Below are 20,352 nucleotides of genomic sequence, written 5' to 3' on the forward strand. Positions count from 1 at the left end.
TGCAAGAATTATATAATTTTTTGAGTGAAGCAAGAGTGAATTTAGATATAATTTGAAAAATTTACTAAATGAGGTTTATATGAGAAGATTTTTACATTGTTTTTTTACTTTTTTACTTGCAAGTTTATTGTTTGCTTGCTCTAAAAATGAGGATAAAAGTTCTGCTATAAGAGCTTATGGTTTTAATGAAAATACACAAAGTATTTTTGTAGAGTTTAATACTAATATTATTAATCAAGAAATAGGTGTTATAAAAGAAAGAGAGATTATTGTTAATAATCAAAAGACAAAAGTAAAATATGAGCTTGAAACGTCTACAAGATTAAATATTTTTACAGCTTTAAAAGCAAATCAAAAATACGATATTTTTATAGACTTAAATGATATTTTAGCAAATGAAAAAGTACAATTAAAAGTCCAAACTCCTTTTGAAAAACTAGATATTAAAGGATATTTTCAAAATATTTCAAATGATGAGAGTGTATTAATTTTAAATATTCAAAGTTTTTATACTCTTAATAAAGATGAATTGTTAAAAGCTATTAAGATTACTGCACAAGAAAAAGAAATTCAAATAGATAAAATCATCATTCAAGGTGATATGGCAAGTGTATATTCTAAAGCACTAAGTATCAAAAATACTAATACTAATGTAAAAGTGGTTTTTAATAAAGACATTTTAGGCTTAGAAAACAATGTAGATTTAGAATATATTTTGCTTGCAAAGAGTGAATTTGTTTTTCAAAATGCAAATATAGTTAATAAAAACATAGAATTACTTTTTTCTCAAAATATTTCGCAAGATCAAAATTTAAAAGAATTGATTTTTATTACTCCCAAAGTAGATTTTAAAGCATTAGCTTTTGGAAATAAAATCAAACTTACAGGTGATTTTTCTCCAAATAAAACTTATGAAATTCAACTTGCTCAAGGGATTAAAAGTGCTGATGGAATTAGCACAAAAGAAAATTATAAAACTCAAGTAAGTTTAAAAGACTATGAGCCTGCTATAAGTTTTACAAATCAAGGGGTATTTTTATCTAGCAAAGCGAGTAAAAAAATAGCTTTTAAGAGTATGAATGTTAAAAAAGTTCGTTTGGAAGTTCATCAAGTATTTTCAAATAACTTAAGTGAATATTTAAGATATAAAAATCTTCAAGGTGCTAAAAATTTAAGCGATTATGATAGTGATATTTTTTCAGAGAGTGATTATACTAGTGAAATAGTGTTAAAAAAAGATTTTGATATAAAAAATACCAAAAATCAGTGGCAAGAAAATGAGATCGTATTAGATGGTTTAAAAGATTTAAGTGGTGTGTTTATAGTCAAGCTTTATTTTAAAGAAGAAGATGTTGATTATGTTTTTGATGAGGGAATGGAGAGTTGGAAAAAATATAGATTTTTTAACCAAAAAGCAAAAGTAAGTAAGAACTTAATTTTTTCAGATATAGCTTTGATTGCTCAAAATTTAAATAAAAAGCTTTTTGTAGATGTGAGAGATTTTACCACGCAAAAGGCTTTAGGTGGGGTTAAGGTTGATGTTATTAGTAAAAGCAATCAAGTTTTAGCTTCTAAAATGAGTGATGATAATGGTTTGGCTGTCTTTGATGATATTGATGAATCAAAAGCTTTATTTATCATTGCTTCAAAAGATAAACAAGCTTCTATCTTGCGCTTAAGCTCACCTTTATTATATGATGGTTTTGATGTTGATGGTTTTGATTTAACTTCTCAAAATAAAGTATTTATTTACACAGAAAGAGGGGTTTATAGACCAGGTGATGATATCTATTTAACTATGGTTGCAAGAAATGATAAAGGAGCTGTTAATCATCCTATATTTTTAAGTTTTTTTGATCCACGCAATAAAAAGCTTTTAGATAAAATCAAGCTTGAACCTTTGAGTAATGGAACTTTTTATAAAAAGATTTCACTTGATCAGCAAGCTTTAAGTGGAGTGTATTTAGCTAGGGTTGAATTTGCAAATATGGTTTTTGATAAAGAAATTTTAGTGCAAAATATAGTGCCAAATCGTATAAAAGTATCCATGCAAGCTCCAAAAAGTATAAAAGAAAATGAAAAATTAGATTTTAATATTAGCTCAAAATATCTTTTTGGAACACCAGCAAGTAATTTGCAATATCAAGCTGATTTATTTGTGAGTAAAAAAGAATATAAAAATTCAAAATACCCAGAATACATTTTTTCAAATCCTAGTGTTTTAGTACAAAAATATCAAGATAATTTAAAAGGTATGTTAGATGAAAATGGCTTTACAAAGCAAGAATTTGCTTTAAATGACTTTTTAAAAAATACCCCATATAATTTAGAAGCTAGCATAAGAGCTAGGGTTTTTGAAAAAGGTTCAAGATCAGTTGAAGCACTTGTAAATTCACAAGTGATATTGCATGAATATTTTGTAGGTATTAAGCGTTTAAAAAATCGCTATTTAAGCTCAGGTTCTATTATCAATTTTGAAGCCATTGTAAGTGATTTAGATGAGAATTTGATAGCAAATAGGGAAATTAAATATACTATTTATGCAAATGATTATTCTTGGTGGTGGGATTATGATAATTATGATGATTTTTTAAAATCACTCAAAAAAGATAAAAACACACAAATCATTACTCAAGGAAGTATTTTAAGTAAGGATAAACCGGTTAAAATAGAATTTGATCCAAAAGAATACCATGGTGAAATGTTTATAGAACTTGAAGATGTGCAAAGTAAAACAAGCACAGGAGAGTTTTTTTATATTAGTAGTTTTGGTGCGCCAAGTAATGCCGATATAGTGAGTTCTTTAAAAATAAAAAGTGATAAAAAAGAATACAAGCCAAATGAAACAGCTTTTATAGAATTTGAAAGTGTTAAGGGTGCAAAAGCTATTGTTACTTTAAATGATAATGCAAAGGTTTTAAAACGCTTTGTGATAGATACGCATGAAGATATTACAAAGGTTGAAATTCCTATTCTTAAAGAATATATGCCAAATGTTTATGTGAGCGTGATTTTACTTCAAGATTATGATCAATATACCAACGATAGAGCCTTAAGACTTTTTGGCGTGGTGCCTTTAAATGTAGTAGATGAGCAAAGTAAAATCGAGCTTGATTTAAAAGTACCGGATAAAATCATGCCAAAACAAGATTTTGAAGTAGAAATTCAAAGTAAAAACAAGCAAAGTTATACTTATACTGTAGCTATTGTAGATGAGGGCTTGCTTGATGTGAATGCTTTTAAAACCCCGGATATTTGGGGATATTTTTATCAAAAAACACGCTTTAATATGAGCATATATGATACCTATGATAAAATCATTGCTAAAAATATTTCTAATGCTTCTAAGGTATTAACTACGGGTGGTGATGTTTTCTTAGAAAGTAGAGCAAATAAAAGCAAAAATGATGAAAAAGCAAGACGCTTTAAACCTGTTGTGTTGTTTCAAGAGCCAGTACAAAGTGATGAAAATGGTTATGCAAAATTAAAATTTAATATGCCATCATACTTAGGTTCGGTTAGAGTTATGGTAGTGGCAAACAACTTAGCAGGTTTTGGTAGTGCTTCTAAAGATATCCAAGTTAGCGCACCTGCTGTAATGCTTGAAACATTGCCAAGGGCTTTAAGGCTTGATGATGAGTTTAAGCTTTTGGTACAAGTATTTAAAGTAGATGATGATGTAAAAAATGCAAAACTTAAATTAAAAACAAAAAATTCGCTCATAAATTTTGAAAACGATGAAATTTTAATTGACTTTGGTAATGAAAAAAGCAAAGATATTTATGTTAATGCAAAAGTAAATTCAAACAAGCTTGGAGTAGAAGAAATAGAGTTAAGTTTAAATGCAAAAGATTACACCTATACTCAAAATACGCAAATTGATATAAAAGCGCTAAATACCATTACTTATGAGGGTAAATCTTTTAAAATTCCTGCAAATACTTCTATGGAGTTTAAAATCACACAAGATTATATTAATCCAGTGGCGTTTTTAAGTGTGAGTTCTAAGCCTATTTTAAATATAAATCATAGATTAAAATACTTGCAAAATTATCCTTATGGATGTATAGAGCAAAGCACTTCAGCAGCTTTACCACAACTTTTTTTGCAAAAACTTGATCAAGGAGCAAATGAGCAAAAAAATATTAACAATATCAATGCATTGTTAAGCAAATACGCAAATTTTCAAACTGCTAATGGTGGCTTTGCTTATTGGCAAGGACTTAAAGATTCTGATGCTTGGGGAAGTAATTATGCGGGTATGTTTATGATTTTAGCTAAAGAAAGAGGTTATTATGTGAGTGAGGGTATGTTTAAAGCATGGCTTGATTATCAAAAACGCTATGTTTTAAAAGCTCAAACAAATAAAGAAATTAGAATAAATTCTTTATATCTTTTAGCCTTAGCTAAAGAGCCAAATTTAAGCATAATGAATGCTATTTATGAAGATAGTACTTATTTGCAAAGCCTAAATAATGTAAGTCTTTGGCAACTTGGCGCAGCTTATAAATTAGCAGGTTTTGATGAGGTAGCTTTAAATATAGCTAAAAATTTAAGCACAAAGCCTGATGGAAAAGCTAATTATACTCATACTTATGGATCTTTTCTAAGAGATGAAGCTATTATTGCAAATGCGTATAAAATAATCTATGGTAAAGATAATGATGAATTATTAGATGATATTAAAAAAACTTTAGAAAGCCAAGCTTGGCTTAGCACTCAAAGCACAGGCTATGCTTTATATGCTTTGGCAAATAGTTTTAGTGATGAAAGTTCTAAAACCATCAATGCAAGAGTAAAAATTAATAGTGAGAGTAAAAAGCTCAATACAAGTTTTTCTAAATTTGAATTTAATCAAGGCGGTGCTTTGATAGAAGCTAAAGAAGATACTTTTGTACATTTTGGAGTAGAGGGTATTAAAAAAGGTATTGCTGAGCCTTTTGCACAGCGTATGTATATAGAAAGAAGTTTTTATGATGAAAATGGAAACGAAATAGATGAAAGCGCTATAAAAAGTTCTCAAATTTTTTATATGAAATTAAAAATATCAAATAAAAATTATCCAGGCACTTCTAATATAGCTTTAACTCAAATTTTACCAAGTGGATGGGAGATAGTGCATGATCTTTTAGATGATGAAGCTCCTGATTTTGTGAAAAATTCTTATTATGACTTTGTCGATATAAGAGATGATAAAATCATGTATTTCTTTCCTTTATATTCTGATGAATCAAGAGAATTTTTTGTGAAATTAAGTGCTGTTACTCCAGGTGTTTATACTTTGAGTGGAGCTTATGCTGAAGCAATGTATGATAATGCTTATAAAGCTTTAAGTGAGAGTAAAAGAGTCAAAGTAGTGCAGTGAAAATCAAAATAAGCCTTGCGATATGCTTTTTAAGCCTATGTTTTTACATAGGCTTAGTTTATTTTGGTTTTGATAGCAAGGATTTATTTAAAGGCACTTATAGCAAGGTTTTGCTTGATAAAAACAAAGAAATTCTTAGTGTATTTTTAGATGCTAATGAACAATGGCATTTAGAGAGTGATTTTATACCACAAAAATTAAAAAGTGCAGTTATTTTGTATGAAGATAAAAATTTTTATTCTCATTATGGAGTAGATTTTTTAGCACTTATAAGAGCTTTTAAAAATAATCTTTTTTCAAGTAAAAGAAGTGGTGCAAGCACGATTTCTATGCAAACAATCAAACTTCTAGAGCAAAATAAACGCACATATTTTAATAAATTTAACGAAATTATCAAAGCTTTTGCTTTAGAAAGTGCTTATGAAAAAGATGAAATTCTAAAGCTTTATTTAAACAATGCTCCCTATGGAGGAAATTTAGTAGGTGTTGCAAGTGCGGGTTTGTTTTATTTTGAAAAAGATTTAAAAGATCTTACTTGGAGTGAAGCAGCCTTGCTTGCTGTGCTTCCTAATAATCCAGGTTTGATTAATCTTGAAAAAAACAAAGATAAGCTTTTAAAAAAACGCAATGCTTTGCTTGATAGGCTTTTTGAAAAGGGATATTTTTCTAAAGATATCTTAACTCTTGCAAAGGCTGAAAAACTTCCTAGCTTTAAAGCAAGAAAAAACTTAGCTCCACATTTAGCGCGCAGGCTTTTAGCGGATAAAGAAAAAATCATTTCTAGTATAGATAAAAAAATTCAAATCAAATTCGAAGAAAAAGCTAAAGAATATTCTTATAAATTAGAGCAAAAGGGTATAAAAAATTTAGCTATATTATTAGCAGATACTAAAACAAATAAAGTTTTAGCTTATGTAGGTTCTAATGATTTTTATGATTTTGCAAGTTTTGGTCAAGTTGATGGAGTGATAGCAAAGCGTAGTGTGGGTTCAACTTTAAAACCTTTGCTTTTTGCTTTTGCGATAGATGAGGGGCTTATAGCACCTGAATCTTTAATGCTTGATGTGCCTACATTTTTTTCTAATTTTGCCCCGCAAAATGCAAATAAAAAATATCATGGCCTTATTAGCGCAAAAGAATCTTTACAAAAATCACTTAACATTCCTTTTGTAAGCTTGCTTGCAGAATATGGGTATGAGAAGTTTTTTTATAAACTCAAAGATATTTTAGATTTTGAAGATGAAAATTTTAAAAAATACGGACTTTCTTTGATTTTAGGCACAAAAGAATTTAGCTTAGAAGATATGGTAAAAATTTATCTAGGGCTTGGAAATTATGGAAATTTTAAAGAACTTTTATATGAAGAAAATGCATTTACTAAAGAAGATAAAAAGCTTATTAGTGATGGAGCAAGCTTTTTAACCTTACAAACCTTAAAGGATTTAGATCGAGCAGGTTTAAGACAATATGATTTTAATACCATCATTTCTTGGAAAACAGGCACAAGTTATGGGAGAAAAGATGCCTGGGCTATAGGAACTTCTCCTAAATACACTTTAGGAGTATGGGTTGGAAATTTTAATGGCGAAGCAAATGCAAATTTATATGGTGTAAATATAGCGGGGGAATTGTTTTTTGAGCTTTTAGCCTTACTTGAGGGGGTTAATTTAGAATTTGAAAAACCTAGTGATTTAGTTACTATCAAAATTGAAAATCAAACAGGATATAGATATGATTATAAATTTGATTTTAAAGAAGTACTTTACCCACAAAGTGCAAATGTTTTAAGGACTTCACCATTTTTAAAAGAAGTTTTTATGTATAAAAACAAAGAAGTTGATTCTTTAGATGAAAATTTCATCCATGCAAAGAAAAAGATTATATTAAATTTACCTTCTAATGCACAAGCATTTTTTGCAAAAGAAAAGCAAAATTTACAAAGCTCTAGCCAAAATTTAAAAATCATATATCCGCTAAATAATCTTAATATCATTTTGCCAAAAGATTTAAAAAATAAGCAAAAATTGTTAATTAAGCTTATAAATCCTAAAAAAGAAAAACTTTTTTGGTATTTAAATCAAGAATTGATTTTTGAAGGAAAAGAAGAGCTTTTATCTTTAGATTTAAAAAAGGGTAAATATACTCTTAATATTATTAGTGAAAATGGGCAAAGCGATTTTATAACTTTTAATATATTTTAAATAAAACTCATAAAAATCACTAAATAAAATTCATTTCCCCCCCCCCATAATTATAGATATTTGTGCAATATAATTAAATATTTAATATTTTTTTATTTTAGTTAATATTTTTTTATTTTTATTTAATGATAAGTTTTTATAATTATAAAAAATATCTTACTTTATTTAAGGAGTACTTAATGTGGAAGCAATTAAAACTTAGTACAAAAGTTATCGCTATTGTAGTGTCAACTGTTGTTTTAATTTTGGCTAGTTTGTCTTTGTTGATTATACAAAAATCTACAAACACTTTAACTCAGCAGATTGACAAAACGCTTGTTACTTCAGTTTTTCGCTATACAAATTCTGCTGAAGCTGCTATAAAATCATTTTTTATTTCTGCTATTGGAACACAAAAAATCTTCAACACCTTACTTGAAGAGGGTCCTATATCAGAAAAAAGAATAGAAAATATTCTTGGTGAGACTATAGATGCTAGCTCTACTATTGCGTATGGGTATTATTATTTAAAAGATGGGTCAACTTATAAAAATATGGGTTTAGATAATAAATACTTCACAAGTAAGAATGAATTTATGGTGTTAATGAAAGACTCAGATGTATTGAACCCTGGTGGTATGAAAACTATACAAGCAAGTGAAGATTTATCGTCTTTAAGGGGTATTAAACATATTATGGGTGGCGATAAATTATATTTTGGAGAACCAAGATGGTTTAATATTAATGGCGAAAAAATATTTGGTTCAAATATAGCCACACCACTTGTAGACAAACACGGAAAAGTTTTGGGTGTGCTTGGTATGATATTTGATATGAAAGTATTAGCTAATGATTTTAATGATCCTTCTAGATCTGTATATGAAGGCGATAGAAGAATATTATTATCTAATGGTGGTGTTATAGCTACACATCCAAATGCAGATTTTGTTACAAAAAAAATAACTGATATAAATAAAAATGCAAGTAATGTTATTGAGGTAATTCAAAAAGCACAAGTTAAAAGTATTGATTATATTGCAGATGATGGTTCGAAATATCATGGCGCAATAAGAGTTTTTGAAGTATGGCCTAATACAGGAATTTTATGGTCTATGCTTGCTGTTGCACCGCAAAAGGTTATTGATGCGCCTATTGCTGAATTAAGAAATGTTATACTAATAAGTGGTTTAGTTGCTATAGTTATTATAATATTAGTTCTTGGAATTAGCATGAAAACTATAATAACAAATAGAATTGCAAGATTACAAGAACACATGATGAAATTCTTTAAATATTTAAATCATGAAATTTCAACAGTAGAGGTTGTGAAACCTAGATATAATGATGAAATTGGTAAAATGGCCGGTGTGATTAATGATAATGTTCAGTATATTCATACTTGTTTAGAAAAAGATGATATCACTGTGCAAAACATCTTAGAAGTTTCTTGTGAAATAGAAAAAGGATATTTCACTCAAAGGATAGAAGCAAATCCTGTAAATCCAAAACTTGTAGAATTAAAAGAAGTATTAAACAAAATGCTTGATGATATGCAAATGAAAATTGGTAAAGATTTAAATGAAATAGAAAGAGTATTTGCAAGTTTTCAAAATCTTGATTTTTCAGATAAACTTGAAAATGCAGAAGGTGAGATAGAAAAATCACTTAATGCGGTAGGTGCAGAGATTAGAAAAATGCTTCAAGCTTCTCTAAGTCAAGGCGAAATGCTTCAAACTAAGGCTGATTCTTTAAAAGAAAGCGTATTAAAACTTAATGAAGGTGCGCAAAAACAAGCTGATTCTTTACAAGAAAGTGCCGCTGCAGTTGAAGAGATGAGTGCTTCTATGAATGCAGTAGCAGCAAGAACTGAAGAGGTTATTAAACAAAGTAGTGATATTAAAGATGTAACTGATGTTATTAGAGATATTGCAGATCAAATTAACCTACTTGCATTAAATGCAGCTATTGAAGCAGCACGTGCAGGTGAGCATGGACGTGGCTTTGCTGTTGTTGCTGATGAAGTTAGAAATCTAGCTGAAAGAACTCAAAAGTCTTTAGGTGAGATTGAAGCTAATACTAATATCTTAGTTCAATCTATTAATGAAATGGGTGAGAGTATTAAAGAACAAGCTTTAGGAATTTCACAAATTAATCAATCTGTTTCAGTAATTGATGGTTTAACTAAAGAAAACTCACAAATTGCCCATGCAACTAATTCTGTAGCAAATGAAGTTGATTCTATGTCAGCTGATATTGTAGCAGAGGTTAGAAGAAAGAAATTCTAAAAAACTACCCTTTAAAGGGTAGTTTAATTTATAAAATATTCTTGAATTTTATTTTTATCTTCAAAAGCCATACTTTGGAAAATTTTATCTTTAAAGCCTATTTTGTATTTTGTATTATTTTGAGTTTTAGCATAAGTTAGTGCTATGCTTAGAGCAAGTTCAAGATCTTGTGGATTAATATTTTCATCTACTAAAGAATAAGCACCTATTAAATCAAAAAGTTTTAATTCTTCGTATTTTTGAGTTTTTAATTCTTTTAAAAATTGATTTTCTAGCTCATTTCTACCTACTATCATTTTAGAGCCATTTGGAAGTCTTAAGTGGCGTCCGTATTTTAAAAGTTGAGCGTCATTAACTTGCATATTTTTATCAAATTTAATGAAATCTTTGATTTTATTTGAAAAACTCTCAAGTGTGAGCAAACATCCACCACCTGGACTTTCAAAATCTTCAAAACCAAATTTGGCGGCTAGTTCAAGTTGTCTTTTTCTGCTTCTTCCACTTATATTTTCTAGTTTTTCTCTATCAACCCAACCTTCACGCTCAGGTTTGGTTAGAGGTAAATTTTTAGCACACATTGGACGCAAGATTAAATCTTCTTCATCAAGTGCTAGTTTTTTAACCTTGGCCATAGCATCATTTCTTTGGCTCATTGGGCGTTGACCAACTACTTCTCCTGTGATGATAAAGCTTGCATTTTCATCTTTTAACATTGAAAGAGCAGTTTTAAACATAAAAGCATGACAATCTATACAAGGATTAAAATGCTTTCCATATCCATATTGAGGGTTAAATAAAACTTCTTGTAAATAAGCATTTCTTACATCTATCATTTCAAAACTAGCCCCTGCCATAGCAGCGCGTTTTGCCATGAGTTCGCTTTTATCACTTGTGCCACCAAAGCCTATGTTTATATTTAAAGCTTTTACTTCTATGCCTTGAGAGCTTATGAGTTTTATAGCAAGCATAGAATCAAGCCCACCACTAAAAAGTGCTAATGCTTTCATTTTTTCCTTTCGAAATTTTTGGCATATTGTAATGAATATTTTTTAATTTTTGTGCAAGTTTTTATTTAAAAAACTTCTTCTTCAAAGTTATAATGAATTGCTTTTTTATCTTTGATATTTTTTTGTAGTCTATTTAAAAATAATTCCAAGCTTTCCTCATCATCTAAAAAATGCACGCTTTTTAAAACTTCTATTAAATGGTTTAAAAAAACTTCATCATTTTGATAGCTTTTTTTGATTTTTTCTAAATTTTGATTGAGTAAATTATAAATTTGTTTTTTAAAGGCTTGTTTTAAATTTAAACTTTTTAATTTATTAAAATATGCAAGGTTGATCTTACAAATAGCATATAAAAATTCTTCTAAATTGCTTAAGTTTTTGATATTTTCAAATTCATAAAGCTCTCTTATGCTAGGATCTTCAAAGTTTTTTTGCTCTAAAATAGCTTTAGTAATATCTTGGTGTAAAAAATATTCTTTTGCGCTTAAAAGTTTAAAAAGCCCTATGGTTTCATTATTTTCATATAAAAATTTCAAAAGCTCTAACTCGCTTATATTATTGATTTTACTTTGTTTGATGGGATTAGTAAAGTTTATGTTTTTTCTTGTATTTTTAGAAAGTTTAATATCATTAATATTTACACCCAAAAGATTTGCTACTAAGGTAGTGTAAGAATTTGCTACTAAAGACTCAAGATTAAAAGTGTATTTTTGTACCTCTTCTAAAGCCTTTTGTTTGCTAAGTGCTGAGCTTAAATCACAACTTGCAATCAAACTTCTTATATAAAATTCTCCAAGCTCTATGCCTTTTTCTAAAATATTAAAAAGTAATTTTTCTTGATGGCTTGCTACAAGTTCAGCCGGATCTTTTCCACCTTCTATTAAGACTACTTTTCCATCAATTTTTGCTAAACTTAGCAAATGTGCTGAACGCACAGCAGCATTAAGCCCTGCATTATCATTATCAAAACACAAAATCACTCTTGCTTCTAATCTTTTTATCAAAGGTATGTGATTTTCACCCAAAGCGGTTCCCAAAACTGCTACAGCATTTTTAAATCCTGCTTTATGAAAGGCTATAGCATCCATATAGCCCTCGCAAATTATCATTTCTTTTTGTTTGTAAATGGCGTCTTTTGCTAAATTGAGTGCATAAAAAACGCGTGATTTATCAAAAAGTTTGCTTTGGGGAGAATTAACGTATTTAGCCATATTGTTTTCATCTAAAGTTCTACCACCAAAGCCTATGAGTAAATTTTTATGATCATAAATGCTAAAAGTAATGCGGTTGATAAAACTTGCATAAGCGCCATTTTCATTTTGTTTTATCGCACCTACCTCTAAAGCTTCTTCTTGAGTGATTTGCTCATTTTGTAAAAGTCTTAGTGTTTCATTGGAACTTGGCGCAAAGCCTAGCTCAAAGGTTCTAATATCCTCATCATTTAAGCCTCTTTTATAAAGATAAGCTAAAGCTTCTTTGTTTTTAGCTAGGTTTTGTTTATAAAAAGCATTAAGAGTAGGCAAGATATGAATGATGGATTTTTTATTATCTTGTTTTTGCGAGGTATAAGTAAGTGAAAAATTACTCCATGAAGCAACTTTTTCCACTGCTTCAACAAAGTTTAATTTCTCATAATCCATTACAAATTTAAAAACATTACCCCCAGCCTTGCATGCAAAACAATGATAAAATCCTTTAATAGAATTAATATGCATACTAGGATTTTTATCATCATGAAAAGGACAAACGCAAACATAGCTTGAGCCTTGTTTTTTTACTTCAACATAATGAGCTATGATATCAACAATATCTGTTTTTTGTAAAAGTTGTTCTATACTTGCTTGTTCTATCATCTTTAAACCTTAAAGAAAATTATATAAGCATTTAGCTATAATTGTTATAAATTTGAAAATTAAGTTGTAAGGTTATGGATTTTTTCTTTGTAGAATACCGCGATCCTTTATTTGGTCTTATTGTTTTAACTGCTTTGGTTTTTATCATAGCTAGCTCACATTATATATGGCGTATTTTTGCAAGTAAAGACCAAAAAAGCAAACTTGATCGTTTTGTAAAAAAATTTGAAATTAATTCTACACACCAACAAATTTTAAAAAATGCTAATTTAAGTATAGAAAATTTAAATTTCTTAGCTCAAATTTTTACCAAAAGTGGTGAATTTGAAAAAGCTGTGGGGATTTATCTCATAGCTTTGCAAAAAGCAAATGAAGCAAGCCAAAAAGAATTTATCTTTTTTTCACTAGCACAAGTTTATTTAAAAGCAGGGTTTTTAGAGCGTAGTGTAGAGGCTTTATTGAATGCTTTAAAAATCAAAGCGCGCAATAAAGAAAGCTTAAAACTTTTAAAAATTGTTTATTTAAAACTCAAAGATTATGATAAGGTTTTAGATGTTTTAGAGTGTTTGTTTGAGCTAGGAGAAAATATATATGCAGAAAAAGCTTTGATAAAGGCTTTGAAAATTCAAGCAAGTTCTAAAGAGCAAGAGCAAAAACTAAAAGAAATTTTAGCTTTGAGCAAAGATAATGAGTATATTTTAAGACTTTGCTTTTTGCATTATAAAGATAAATTTACTCAAATGCCTCAATTTGAAAATGTCATTGATTTGCTTAATGAATGCAAAAGTCCGCTTAATCTTGAAGATGAAAAATACCATGAGTTTTTTTATGCAAAAAATTTAAGCACAAAAGCTATTTCTATTAAAAATCATAAACTAAAAATTTTAAAAATTTTAAACGATAATGAGCTAAGTGCAAATCTTAGCTTTACTTATGTGTGTAATAATTGTAAAAATCAAAGTCCTTTGTTTTTTTATCATTGTCCATTTTGTTATGAATTTGGAAAATGCGAGATTTATTATGAGGTAAAAGCTTGAAAAATATTGAAATTTATACTGATGGTTCTTGTTTAAACAACCCTGGCTTTGGAGGGTGGGCTTATGTTTTAACTTATAAAAATCATCAAAAAGAACAAAGTGGGGCGTGTGAGAATACAACAAATAACCGCATGGAGTTAATGGCTATTATAGAGGCTTTAAAAGCTTTAAAAGAACCATGTGAGGTAAAATTATACACAGATTCAAATTTAATGGTGCAAAGTATTAATGAATGGCTTGAAGGTTGGGTAAAAAAAGATTTTAAGGGTAAAAAAAATATTGATCTTTGGAAAGAGTATTTAAATGTAGCTAAAGATCATAAAATAACTGCTTTTTGGATCAAAGCACACAATGGCCATGAATTAAATGAGCGTTGCGATGAATTAGCAAGAAATGCAGCCTTAAAGCTCCAAGAAGAAAGGTCAATAAATGCTTAAAAAACTCCAAGAAAGACTAAATTATCATTTTAAAAATGAGCAATTACTCATCGAAGCTTTGACGCATAAAAGCTATAAAAAGCCTTATAATAACGAAAGATTAGAGTTTTTAGGCGATGCTGTGATGGATTTAGTGGTAGGGGAGTTTTTGTTTTTTAAATTTCAAAAAGACTCAGAAGGAAATCTTTCTAAACTTAGAGCAGCTTTGGTAAATGAAAAATCTTTTGCAACTTTAGCGCAAAAACTTGATCTTGGAGCATGTATTTTTATGTCTATCGCAGAAGAAAATAACGATGGACGCAATAAACCTTCCATACTTTCTGATGCTTTTGAAGCACTAATGGGGGCTTTGTATTTAGAAATAGGTTTTGAAAAAACCAAAAATATAGCATTAAATTTGCTTAATGAAGTTTATCCTCATATTGACACACAAAGTTTATTTAAAGACTATAAAACAAGACTTCAAGAAATTACACAAGCAAATATGGCAGGTACACCTGAGTATGTAGTGGTGAAAGCTTTTGGGCCTGATCATAAAAAGCAATTTGAAATCGCAGTGAAAATTCAAGGCATAGAAGTAGCAAGATCTACAGCAGGTAGTAAAAAAGAAGCCCAACAACAATGTGCTAAAATCGCACTTGAGAAATTAGGAAAACTATGAATAGTTTTGGAGTAAGATTTAAATTTACAAGCTTTGGTGAATCTCATGGTCAAGCTATAGGTTGTATAATAGATGGTATGCCAGCAGGAGTGAAGTTTGATTTTGATTTTTTACAAGAAATGCTAGATAAAAGAAAACCTGGTCAAAATAAATTTAGCACCCCTAGAAAAGAAGAAGATAAAGCTCAAGTTTTAAGTGGGGTTTTTGAGGGTTATACAACAGGAACCCCTATAAGTGTTTTGGTGTATAATGAAAATACACGTTCAAAAGATTATGAAAAAGATGTATTTCGTCCAGCGCATGCCGATTTTACCTATTATCATAAATATGGCATTAGAGATTATAGAGGCGGTGGAAGAGCCAGTGCTAGAGAAAGTGTAGCAAGAGTAGCAGCAGGAGCTGTGGCACAAATGCTTTTAAAAGAATTTGACATAGAGATAATGAGTGGGGTTTTTGGGGTAGGAAGTATTGATAGCAAACTTAGTAATGATGAGTTTGATTTTGATTATGCTAAAAATAGTGAAGTTTATGCTTTAGATAAAAATTTAGAGCAAAGTTTTAAAGATGAAATTTTAAAAGCTAAAAAAGCTAAAAACAGCATAGGTGCTAGAGTTTTTACTAGAGTAAAAAACCCTATAAAAGGCTTAGGTGAGCCTTTGTATGATAAGCTTGATTCTAAACTTGCTCATGCAATTATGGGAGTCAATGCGGTTAAAGCTATAGAAATAGGAAGTGGCATTCAAAGTAGCTATATGTATGGAAGTCAAAATAATGATGAGCTAAAAGATGGGGTGTTTTTAAGCAATCATAGCGGTGGGATCTTAGGTGGAATTTCTAATGGGGATTTTATTGATATAAAAACATATTTTAAACCAACCCCTTCTATATTTTTACCCCAACAAACACAAAATATTCAAGGAGAAAATATTATACACGAGTTGCAAGGTAGACATGATCCTTGTGTGGGTATAAGGGGTAGTGTTGTAGTAAATGCTATGGTGGCAATTTGCATGGCTGATGCTTTGCTTTTAAATGCAAGCTCAAATTTGCAAAATTTACAACGAGTTTATGTAAAAAATAAATAAAAATTTAATACTTATTTAGATATGATGATAAAATATCTTTAAAAAGGGAGAAATATGAAAAAAAATATTGTGTTTTTTGAAGTTAGAGGTGGTAGCGATAAAGGTGAAGATGGCCACAGAAAAGACACTATGCCTATGGTAAATGCCTTAAAAGAACAAGGTTGGAATGCTGAGGTTATCTTTTTTGAAGTAGAGAAAAAAGATGAAATTTATGAATATGTAAAAAACAATGCTGATGCTTATGTTTCTAGAATCAACCCAGGAAATTTAAAAGAAGAAAATGAGTATTTTGATATGCTTAGAAAACTTTGTGCAAATGGTGTTATAGGTATGCCTCATCCTGATGCGATGATAGGATATGGCGCTAAAGATGCACTTACTAAGCTTAATAAAACAGCTTTAGTACCTGAAGATACTTATGCGTATTATGATATTAAAACTTTTAAAGAAAGTTTCCCAAAAACTTTAGCAAAGGGTGAGAGGGTTTTAAAACAAAATCGTGGCTCAACGGGTGAGGGAATTTGGCGTGTGAGATTGATAGATGAGCTACCAGCAGGAGCTGTGAGCGTGCCATTAAATGCAAAAATCAAATGCACAGAAGCAAAAGATAATCACACAGAAGAAAGAGAACTTGGTGAGTTTATGGACTTTTGTGAGCAATACATTATAGGTGACAATGGTATGCTTGTAGATATGACTTTCTTATCGCGTATTAAAGAAGGTGAAATTAGAATTTTAATGCTTTATCATACTCCAATTTATGTAGTGCATAAAAAGCCTGCAGAAGGTGCTGATGCGTTCTCTGCTACACTTTTTTCGGGTGCAAAATACAGATATGATGAGCCAAAAGATTGGCAAGAATTAGTAGATTGGTTTTTAGCAACCTTACCTGAAATTCGTTCAAAACTTGGAAATTATGATATTCCTTTGATTTGGACTGCCGATTTTATCTTAGATACAGATGAGAATGGTAAAGATAAATATGTTTTAGGTGAGATTAATTGCTCTTGTGTAGGATTTACCTCTCCTGCTGAATTTGTTGAGCCTATTGCTAAAAAAGTAGCTCAAAATATCATTGATATCGTAAGTAAAAATTAACCCTTGTTTTAACAAGGGTTTTTTTTAAACTCATTATGCTTTTAACTATACTTTATATTATCGGAATTACTGTTGATGCGATGACAGGAGCTATTGCTGCAGGAAGACATAAAATGGATCTTTTTGGAGTGATATTTATAGCTTTGGTAACAGCTATTGGCGGAGGTTCGATTAGAGATATTTTACTTGATCATCATCCGCTAACTTGGATTAAAACTCCTGAGTATGTGATTTTAATTTGTGTTGCAGCTATGATTACAACAAAAATTGCTAAATATGTTATAAGGCTTGAAAAACTTTTTTTGATTTTAGATGCTATAGGTTTGGTTGTTTTTAGTGTTTTAGGTGCACAAATTGCAATAGAAATGGGGTATGGTTTTATAGTGGCTGTGAGTTCAGCTGTGATTACTGGTGTATTTGGTGGGATATTAAGAGATATACTATGCGCTAGGATACCACTTGTATTTCAAAAAGAAATTTATGCGGGTGTTGCTATATTAACAGGGGCTTTGTATTATATATTGTATATTTTGGGCGTAGATGAGTTATGGGTAATTCTTGCTTCATTGATTGTGGGAACCATAGCAAGACTTTTAGCGATATATTATGGTTTAAGTTTGCCTATATTTTCTTTTAAGGATGGAGAAAATAAAGAAAGTTAAAATTCTATCTTATAAACTCTTAAAGAGCAAGCTTCATTATCCATAATATTTTCAATAAAAATTCCACCATATTTTTCATAAAATCTTACAAGCTTGTTAGTAGGTAAAATTTATTTATATTTTTTATTTTTAAAATATTTATTTGATGTATTGATTGCAAATCAAGCTTAGTTATGGAAAATTGCTATTTATAAATATTTTTGTAATTAGAAGTTAAAAGTGGTGACCCATACGAGACTCGAACTCGTGTTACCGCCGTGAAAGGGCGATGTCCTAACCGCTAGACGAATGGGCCAAAACATTAAATTAAGAAATGAAATTATATCTTATTTAATTTAAAAAAAGCTTAATTATTTTACAAAACGCAGATAAAAATAGCCAAATACACCTGAAGCTAAGGAAGCTAGTAAAATAGCAAAATTATCTACAAAATTAAATATATCACTTACTTCATAGGCAAGGGCGTCTATAAAAAAGCTCATGGTGAAGCCTATGCCTGTGAGTATACAAACTCCATAGAGTTGTTTAAAATTAGCATCTTTTGGCAGTTTTGCAAGTTTAAGTTTAATTGCCATATAAGCAAAGCCAAATACACCTAGTTGTTTTCCAACAAATAAGCCCAAGAAAATCCCTACACTTACACCGCTAAATAGCATATGTGCTTCAATTTTTGAAAGATCAACCCCTGCGTTGGCAAAAGCAAAAAGTGGTAGTATTATAAAAGCTATCCAAAATTTTAAACCATGCTCGATTTCCTCTAATAAAGCATGATTGTTTTTTGTAAATACAGGTATAAATAAAGCTGTGATGATACCTGCTAAAGTTGCATGCACTCCACTTTTTAACACACTAAGCCAAAGCAATGCTCCAAGTATATAATAAAATGATTTTCTTTCATTACCCAAGCGATTAAGTAAAAATAAACCTACAATACAGCAAAAGGCAACAAAAAAAGCTAAAGTGGAAAGCTCTCCTGTATAAAAAATAGCAATGATTAAAATAGCTCCTACATCATCAAAAATTGCTAAAGATACTAAGAATATTTTTAAAGAACTTGGTATGCGTTGTTTTAGCATTGCAAGTATAACTAGAGCAAATGCAGTATCAGTTGCAGTAGGTATAGCCCAACCTTTTAAAACATAAGCATCGTTAAAATTGATAGCACAAAATATTAAAGCAGGGACAACTATACCGCCTATAGCAGCCATTAAGGGTAGGGTAATATTACTAAGAGTTTTAAACTCTCCTTGAACAAATTCTTTTTTTAATTCAAGTCCTATGGCAAAGAAAAAGATTGCAATAAGACCATCATTAATCCACAATAAAGAAGGCTTGAAAAGTTCCCAAGCACCTACTTTTACACCCATTTCTACACTTAAAAAATCCATATAGTGTTGTCCATAAGGACTATTTTTAAGTAGTAGGGCAAAGATTGTTGCTAATAAAAGCAACAATCCTCCTAAAATTTCAAGTGATAAAAAGTTTTGGAAACTTTTCAATTTCATTTTTTAAAACTATAAATAAGTTTTAAGTAAGCATATCCAACTATAGCGCTTAATAATGAAGCTACTAAAATAGCAAGCTTGTCTGAATACGCAAAAATGTCACTATTTTGATAAGCTAAGCCGTCTATAAAAAAGCTCATAGTAAAACCTATACCTGTGAGTATACAAACCCCGTAAAGTTGTTTGAAATTAACATTTTGTGGAAGTTTTGCTAAGCCTAGTTTTATACTAATATATGAAAATAAAAAGACACCTATTTGTTTTCCTAAAAATAATCCTAAAATAATACCTAAGCTAACCGAAGAAAACATAAAGCTTGGATCCATATCTTTTAAATCAACGCCTGCATTTGCAAAAGCAAAAATAGGCAAGATGAAATAACTTACCCAAGGCGCTAAGTCATGTTCTATTTCTTTTAAAAAAGACTCACCACTTTTTGTTTGAAGTGGTATAAATAAAGCAGTAATCACACCCGCCAAAGTCGCATGCACCCCGCTTTTTAACATGCTTATCCAAAATACTATAGCTATGATGATATAAAAAGATTTTTTGGTAACATGGAAATGATTTAGCAAATAAAGTGCTAAAATACACACTAAGGCAGCAATCATAGCAAAAACTGAAAGTTCACTTGTATAAAATAAAGCAATCACAATAATCGCACCCAAGTCATCAAAAATAGCTAAAGAAAGTAAGAATAATTTTAAAGAAGTAGGCACTCTTTTGCCTAAAAGCATTAAAATGCCAACCGCAAAAGCCACATCAGTAGCTGTTGGTATAGCCCAACCTTGCAAAGCAAAAGGATCTTTATAGTTAAAAAACGCAAAAATCAAAGCAGGTACTATCATACCGCCAAGTGCAGCAAATACAGGTAAAGACATAGCTTTTATACTATTGAGTTGTCCTCTTGTAACTTCATATTTTAATTCAAGCCCTATGGCAAAGAAAAAAATCGCAATAAGTCCATCATTAATCCACAAAAGCAAAGGTTTGAAAATTTCTAAACTTCCTGCTTGAAAACCAAAAGGAATATTTAAAAAATTGGTATATTGATCCGTTAAAGAACTATTTTGTAAAATGAGTGCAAGTACGGTAAAAAATATTAGCAAAACACCAGGAAAAGTTTCACTTTTAACAAAGGTTTGAAGTCTTTGCATAAATAGCCTTTTTAAATTTT

Annotated in this window: 12 protein-coding genes, 1 tRNA gene and 2 pseudogenes; 10 read left to right on the forward strand and 5 right to left on the reverse strand. The window is 29.8% G+C overall.

Annotated features, from left to right (window positions below):
• Nucleotides 1-79: 79 nt before the first annotated feature.
• The 4 genes and pseudogenes from L8V82_RS06795 to L8V82_RS07815 form a co-directional block, all read left to right on the forward strand.
• Entirely contained in the window at nt 80-5,365 is a 5,286-nt protein-coding gene (locus L8V82_RS06795) for an Ig-like domain-containing alpha-2-macroglobulin family protein (protein WP_263724442.1), read from the forward strand.
• On the forward strand, nt 5,362-7,566 hold the full coding sequence (gene pbpC, locus L8V82_RS06800; RefSeq protein ID WP_263724443.1) for a penicillin-binding protein 1C: 2,205 nt from the start codon (nt 5,362-5,364) through the stop codon (nt 7,564-7,566). The genes L8V82_RS06795 and pbpC overlap by 4 nt, the downstream gene beginning before the upstream one ends.
• Nucleotides 7,567-7,745: 179 nt before the next feature.
• A pseudogene (locus L8V82_RS07810) lies at nt 7,746-8,381 on the forward strand (PDC sensor domain-containing protein); the annotation flags it as partial.
• 1,068 nt (nt 8,382-9,449) lie between these two features.
• Nucleotides 9,450-9,830, forward strand: a pseudogene (locus tag L8V82_RS07815) (methyl-accepting chemotaxis protein); the annotation flags it as partial.
• 23 nt (nt 9,831-9,853) lie between these two features.
• Here L8V82_RS07815 and L8V82_RS06810 read toward each other — a convergent pair.
• Both L8V82_RS06810 and dnaG read right to left on the reverse strand, forming a co-directional pair.
• Nucleotides 9,854-10,837 (reverse strand): MnmA/TRMU family protein, encoded by a 984-nt coding sequence (locus tag L8V82_RS06810; protein WP_214135261.1) that lies wholly within the window; start codon nt 10,835-10,837, stop codon nt 9,854-9,856.
• 65 nt (nt 10,838-10,902) lie between these two features.
• On the reverse strand, nt 10,903-12,690 hold the full coding sequence (gene dnaG, locus L8V82_RS06815; RefSeq protein WP_263724445.1) for a DNA primase: 1,788 nt from the start codon (nt 12,688-12,690) through the stop codon (nt 10,903-10,905).
• 74 nt (nt 12,691-12,764) lie between these two features.
• Here dnaG and L8V82_RS06820 point away from each other — a divergent pair, with 74 nt between their 5' ends.
• Genes L8V82_RS06820 through L8V82_RS06845 form a run of 6 tightly spaced genes read left to right on the forward strand, consistent with a single transcriptional unit; the run spans nt 12,765 to nt 17,670 of the window.
• The gene (locus tag L8V82_RS06820) at nt 12,765-13,727 is read left to right on the forward strand and encodes a hypothetical protein (RefSeq protein WP_263724446.1); all 963 of its coding nucleotides are present in this window, start codon (nt 12,765-12,767) and stop codon (nt 13,725-13,727) included.
• Entirely contained in the window at nt 13,724-14,164 is a 441-nt protein-coding gene (gene rnhA / locus L8V82_RS06825) for a ribonuclease HI (RefSeq protein WP_039668930.1), read from the forward strand. Before L8V82_RS06820 ends, rnhA begins: the two co-directional genes overlap by 4 nt.
• Nucleotides 14,157-14,825, forward strand: coding sequence for a ribonuclease III (gene rnc / locus L8V82_RS06830; RefSeq protein WP_257904746.1), 669 nt, complete (start codon nt 14,157-14,159; stop codon nt 14,823-14,825). The genes rnhA and rnc overlap by 8 nt, the downstream gene beginning before the upstream one ends.
• Entirely contained in the window at nt 14,822-15,910 is a 1,089-nt protein-coding gene (aroC, locus tag L8V82_RS06835) for a chorismate synthase (protein ID WP_263724447.1), read from the forward strand. The genes rnc and aroC overlap by 4 nt, the downstream gene beginning before the upstream one ends.
• A gap of 54 nt (nt 15,911-15,964) precedes the next feature.
• Nucleotides 15,965-17,008 (forward strand): Cj0069 family protein, encoded by a 1,044-nt coding sequence (locus L8V82_RS06840; protein WP_263724448.1) that lies wholly within the window; start codon nt 15,965-15,967, stop codon nt 17,006-17,008.
• A 35-nt stretch (nt 17,009-17,043) separates the two neighbouring features.
• Nucleotides 17,044-17,670 carry a trimeric intracellular cation channel family protein gene (locus L8V82_RS06845; protein WP_263724449.1) on the forward strand — a complete coding sequence of 209 codons (627 nt, stop codon included), beginning with the start codon at nt 17,044-17,046 and terminating at the stop codon, nt 17,668-17,670.
• 220 nt (nt 17,671-17,890) lie between these two features.
• Here the strand turns inward: L8V82_RS06845 and L8V82_RS06850 are convergent.
• The 3 genes from L8V82_RS06850 to nhaA (L8V82_RS06860) form a co-directional block, all read right to left on the reverse strand.
• Nucleotides 17,891-17,965, reverse strand: a tRNA-Glu gene (locus L8V82_RS06850).
• A 55-nt stretch (nt 17,966-18,020) separates the two neighbouring features.
• Nucleotides 18,021-19,175 (reverse strand): Na+/H+ antiporter NhaA, encoded by a 1,155-nt coding sequence (gene nhaA / locus L8V82_RS06855; RefSeq protein WP_263674998.1) that lies wholly within the window; start codon nt 19,173-19,175, stop codon nt 18,021-18,023.
• On the reverse strand, nt 19,172-20,332 hold the full coding sequence (nhaA, locus tag L8V82_RS06860) for a Na+/H+ antiporter NhaA (RefSeq protein WP_263664068.1): 1,161 nt from the start codon (nt 20,330-20,332) through the stop codon (nt 19,172-19,174). Before nhaA (L8V82_RS06860) ends, nhaA (L8V82_RS06855) begins: the two co-directional genes overlap by 4 nt.
• Nucleotides 20,333-20,352: the final 20 nt, after the last annotated feature.

It is taken from the genome of Campylobacter sp. IFREMER_LSEM_CL2151, from assembly GCF_025771725.1.
GTDB lineage: Bacteria > Campylobacterota > Campylobacteria > Campylobacterales > Campylobacteraceae > Campylobacter_D > Campylobacter_D lari_C.

What these genes read in the sequence shown, in the direction of transcription:
- L8V82_RS06795 (WP_263724442.1), top strand. Translation starts at nt 80, where the DNA reads ATGAGAAGATTTTTACATTGTTTTTTTACTTTTTTACTTGCAAGTTTA.
- L8V82_RS06810 (WP_214135261.1), bottom strand. Translation starts at nt 10,837, where the DNA reads ATGAAAGCATTAGCACTTTTTAGTGGTGGGCTTGATTCTATGCTTGCT.
- dnaG (WP_263724445.1), bottom strand. Translation starts at nt 12,690, where the DNA reads ATGATAGAACAAGCAAGTATAGAACAACTTTTACAAAAAACAGATATT.
- L8V82_RS06820 (WP_263724446.1), top strand. Translation starts at nt 12,765, where the DNA reads ATGGATTTTTTCTTTGTAGAATACCGCGATCCTTTATTTGGTCTTATT.
- rnc (WP_257904746.1), top strand. Translation starts at nt 14,157, where the DNA reads ATGCTTAAAAAACTCCAAGAAAGACTAAATTATCATTTTAAAAATGAG.
- aroC (WP_263724447.1), top strand. Translation starts at nt 14,822, where the DNA reads ATGAATAGTTTTGGAGTAAGATTTAAATTTACAAGCTTTGGTGAATCT.
- L8V82_RS06840 (WP_263724448.1), top strand. Translation starts at nt 15,965, where the DNA reads ATGAAAAAAAATATTGTGTTTTTTGAAGTTAGAGGTGGTAGCGATAAA.
- L8V82_RS06845 (WP_263724449.1), top strand. Translation starts at nt 17,044, where the DNA reads ATGCTTTTAACTATACTTTATATTATCGGAATTACTGTTGATGCGATG.
- nhaA (WP_263674998.1), bottom strand. Translation starts at nt 19,175, where the DNA reads ATGAAATTGAAAAGTTTCCAAAACTTTTTATCACTTGAAATTTTAGGA.
- nhaA (WP_263664068.1), bottom strand. Translation starts at nt 20,332, where the DNA reads ATGCAAAGACTTCAAACCTTTGTTAAAAGTGAAACTTTTCCTGGTGTT.